Below are 4,221 nucleotides of genomic sequence, written 5' to 3' on the forward strand. Positions count from 1 at the left end.
CGCTGCGGAAATGGAGCATCGCCTGACCGGGCCTTGGGATCCGACGCCTGCCGATTACCAGCGGATTCTGCTCGGGCCTTCTGACGCCGCAGGATCAGCGGTGCGGACCGATGGCGGCGCGCTCGACCCGGCGTGCCCGACCGCAGGCTCGGGAGCCTATCCGTTCTTCCTGGCCAGCGCGTTGGACCAGGACGTCTCCGACCTCGGTCCGGTCACCGACTGGCAGGCGGAGTGGAAATGGGACGGCATCCGCTGTCAGGCCATTCATCGCGGCAGGCAGGTCATGCTCTGGTCGCGGGGCGAAGAACTCATCACCCCCGGCTTTCCTGAAATCGCCGACGCCGTGGCCGCGCTGCCCTCGGGCACCGTGCTCGATGGTGAGTTGCTCGCCTGGTCCGAGCCGCAGGGGCCGCTGTTCGGCACAAGAGTGGCGAACAGCCTGCATGCCGCTAGCGCTGGCTCTTGAGGCCGGTGTGTTTGGGAAGACCTCCACCCGAACATACCGGCCCCGCATCTCCCGATGACGATGGTTACGTACGTCGTTTCTTGCGCGTGTAACGAAGATTCAATAAGACTTCCAGTCAGACAGGCTACGCTGTCGCCGTTCACCCCCAAGTGTGCGCACCCGCATCAGGCAAAGGGAGAAGTCTCACTGTGAAGACCCTCGTTCAGATCCAGGCACAAGGCTATCGCGTCGAACGTCGCGTGGCGCTCGAGCGGGGAGGCCCCTACAACAACGAGCGTGCGCTTCCGCTTGCGCTGCCCGCGGAGACCGATGTTCGTCGGTTCCTGCGGAACGAGTCGACGCAGGCCCCCTCAATGGATGCGCTTCGCCAGCTCGACGCGGCACGTCGCAATGGCGAGGTTGTCCTGCTCGAGGAGTCTGATTTCACTTCCCCTCCCTGCGCAACGCGATTCACCGAGACTGCTGTGCAGCGCTTCGGCGGGCCGGGCGGCCATTACCCCTGGTGGGAGCAGAAGCCGACGTTGCTCGATAGCATCTCGCTCACCGATGTGGTGCGTGCCTCGACAGGCATCGAGCGCGCCACATGGGCGATTCGACCGCAGGTCGGTGCCTGGCCGGATCAACCCGAGCTCTACATCTTCGTGCCCGTCTTCGATGGCGATGCGCTCAACACGAGCGATGCGGAGGACGTTCTCTTCACGCCGTTCGGGGAGGTGCCGCAGGGTCGTCGTCCGGACCAGGGGGGCATTCAGGTCGAGGAAGGGTCTGTGCGCATCGGCGGGGTTCGCGTCGACCGCAGAAACGCTCCGTCAGAAGCGCCCCGACGCTGAGCGAGAACACCCTCAGACGGATTGGCTCTCGGCATCGAACCGTTCAGCCCGCCTCTGTCGCTCCTGTGTCCACGGAAATGAAGACGCCGTGGATGCCCTGCATCCACGGCGCCTCTGCGAGAAGTCAGCGACCGATCGAACAGACTGGGTTATGGCTTGTTGAGGTGGTAGTAGTACCCGCCCTCGGGATTGCGGGTCTCCGAGATGACCTGGTGACCTGGGCGGTCGTTGTTCGAGCCGATGAGCACATTGCCGCCGGCTTCAGCCACCAGCTCGGTGTGGCCCTTGGAACCGTTGATCCAGACATCGCCGGGCTGCGCCTGCTCTTTCGACACTCGCGTGTAGCCCTGGTTGAGCAGCGAGCCCTCGAGCTCTTCGACGTTGATGTGGTGGCCATTGAGGCGGCCGGTCGACTCGAGCACCGAGCTCACGAAGTCGGCGCAGTCGTTGGTCTGACCGCCCGCGGCGGTGAAGTTGGGCAGGGCACCCTTGATGTCGATGGAGTTGTGGCCCAGGTACTTGCGCGCGAGGTTGACAGCGTCCTGACCGGTGCCATTGGGGTTCACCGTGCCCTTCACGGGAGGTCCGGTCGGGGAGGGAGGGGTGACGAGCTGTCCGCTGCTGCCTCCGCCGCCCATCGGGGCACCGCCGCCACCCATCGGGGCACCACCGCCGCCCATGGGGGCTCCGCCACCGCCGCCGTCGCCACCGCCACCCGCGGGAGCGGCGCCTTCGGGCATCTGGTTGCCGGCGCCCGCGGCTGCGGGGCCATTGTTCGCGGGTTGCTGCATGCCGGCGAGCTGGTTGTTGACGCCTTCGAGCTGCTTCTGCAGGCCGTCGAGCTCGCCGCTGAGCGCCTTGACCTTCTCTTCGTCGCCGCTCTGCTTCGCCTGCTCGAGCTCCTTCTGCTTGGCCTCGATCTCGGCCTCGAGCTGCTTCTTCTTCTCCTCAAGGGCGGCGCGCTCGGCCTCTTCCTGCTTCTTCTTCTCTTCGGCCTTGCGCTTCTCGTCGGCCTGATCGGCGTCCTTGGTGTTCGCGGCCGCGTCGTTGCCGGTGAGGGCACCGATGTTCACGGGATTCTTTCCGCCCTTGTCGCCGTGGTCGTCTGCGAGGGCCTGGCTGCCGTGGAAATCATCTGCGTGCGCTTTGGCATTCCCATCGGTCTTCGCCGTGGGGGCTGCGGCGGTGTGGGCGGCCGCAGGCGCGGTGTGGACGGCAGCGGTGGCGCGGGGGGCTGCGGGGGTGATGCCGTGTACCGAATGATGCGACATGATGCTCTCTCCTCGTATGCAGTGCTTCGTCGGGGAGGGAGTGGCGGTCGCCAAGGGCCATCCTTGGAGCGTCTGCCTGGTCCCGTCCCGCGCTTCGCCTGAAGCTCTCTCGTGCTCTGATGTTCGCACACGGTTGGCCCCGGAGAAAGTGCGGTTCTGTTAAATTCGTGTTACAGATGTTAACATGATGTTTCCGTGGTCGGGTCGGACCGTAAAAAGACGGCCCTCTTCAAAGCGGGTGAGTCGGGCTCCGGGGAAGGAATGAAAGGCCGCCCGTGTTCAACCAAGCATCTACATCGCTCTGAAAAAGCGCAGGAGAAACCCTATGCACACCGAGGTCGTCCGCGCCGTGCTTGACGAGCACGCCCACCAGCCCGGCGCCATGCTGCCCGTGCTGCATGGCATTCAAGACCGTCTGGGCTATGTCCCCGACGAGGCGGTGCCCCTCGTGGCAAAGCGCTTGAACGTGTCGCGAGCCGAGGTGCACGGGGTCATCACCTTCTACCATCACTTCCGCCGCACCCCTCCGGGTCGTCACGTGGTGCGCCTGTGCCAGGCTGAAGCCTGTCAGGCGGTGGGGTCTGACGCGCTGGCCGAGCACGCGAAGCGGCGCTTGGGGTGCGGGTTCCATGAGACCACCGCCGACGGGGCCATCACCCTCGAGCCCGTGTACTGCCTGGGTCTGTGCGCCAACGGCCCGTCGGCCCTCGTTGATGAGCTGCATCTGCACGCGCACCTCACGCCCGAGCGGTTCGATGCCCTGGTGCACGATCTGTCGTCGGAGGCGCGCGCATGAGCTTGAGAGTCTACGTTCCTCGAGACGCTGCCGCGCTCGCGCTGGGCGCTGACGCCGTGGCCCGCGCGTTTGTTGAGGAAGGGTCCCGGCGCGGTCTCGATGTCGAAATCGTGCGTACCGGCTCGCGCGGCATGCTCTGGCTCGAACCCCTGGTCGAGGTCGACACGCCCCAGGGTCGCGTTGCCTTTGGACCTGTTCAGCACGATGACGTGGCCTCGCTCTATGACGCGGCCCTCTCCGATGGCGCGCACCCCCTGCAACAGGGACTGGTCGACGCGATGCCGTGGATGAAGGCCCAGCAGCGCCTCACCCTGGCGCGGGTGGGGGTCATCGATCCCCTCTCGCTCGATCACTACCTCGCCCATGAGGGCTTCACGGGGCTGCGCAGGGCGCTGAAGATGAGCTCGCCTGACGTCGTCGCCGAGGTCACCGCCTCCGGCCTTCGCGGGCGTGGTGGCGCGGCCTTCCCCACCGGCGTGAAGTGGAAGACCGCTCTCGATACGCCATCTGATGCGAAGCACGTCGTGTGCAATGCCGATGAGGGCGATTCGGGAACGTTCTCCGACCGCATGCTCATGGAGGGCGATCCGTTCGCCCTCATCGAGGGGATGGCCATCACGGGCCTGGCCATCGGGGCCGAGACGGGGTGGATCTACGTCCGCTCCGAGTATCCCCACGCCATTGTCGCCCTCGAGGAGGCGGTGCGCAAGGCCACGGCTGCCGGCTGGCTGGGTGATGATATCGATGGCAGCGGCAAGCGCTTCTTCATTCACGTGCGCAAGGCCGCTGGTTCGTACGTCTGCGGCGAGGAGACGGCCCTGCTCGAGAGCCTCGAGGGCAAGCGGGGCGAGGTGCGCG

5 protein-coding genes are annotated in these 4,221 nt (G+C 66.1%); 4 read left to right on the plus strand and 1 reads right to left on the minus strand.

The window, feature by feature from the left end; genetic code table 11:
• Together EB084_20810 and EB084_20815 are read left to right on the plus strand one after the other, a co-directional pair.
• Positions 1–466: hypothetical protein (locus tag EB084_20810; protein NDD30708.1), on the plus strand; the 466-nt coding region annotated here is incomplete at its 5' end.
• Positions 467–654: 188 nt separating this feature from the next.
• Complete coding sequence (locus tag EB084_20815; GenBank protein ID NDD30709.1) at positions 655–1,296, plus strand: hypothetical protein; 642 nt, start codon at positions 655–657, stop codon at positions 1,294–1,296.
• 149 nt (positions 1,297–1,445) lie between these two features.
• Here the strand turns inward: EB084_20815 and EB084_20820 are convergent, their stop codons facing one another.
• Positions 1,446–2,567, minus strand: coding sequence for a hypothetical protein (locus EB084_20820; protein ID NDD30710.1), 1,122 nt, complete (start codon positions 2,565–2,567; stop codon positions 1,446–1,448).
• 325 nt (positions 2,568–2,892) lie between these two features.
• On the opposite strand from EB084_20820, the gene EB084_20825 reads away from it, so the two are divergent.
• Positions 2,893–3,363: a formate dehydrogenase subunit gamma gene (locus EB084_20825; protein NDD30711.1), complete on the plus strand. Its 471-nt coding sequence runs from the start codon at positions 2,893–2,895 to the stop codon at positions 3,361–3,363.
• The coding region (locus EB084_20830) for a formate dehydrogenase beta subunit (protein ID NDD30712.1) at positions 3,360–4,221 on the plus strand (862 nt) is incomplete at its 3' end. The genes EB084_20825 and EB084_20830, both read left to right, overlap by 4 nt.

It is taken from the genome of Pseudomonadota bacterium, from assembly GCA_010028905.1.
Lineage (GTDB): Bacteria > Vulcanimicrobiota > Xenobia > RGZZ01 > RGZZ01 > RGZZ01.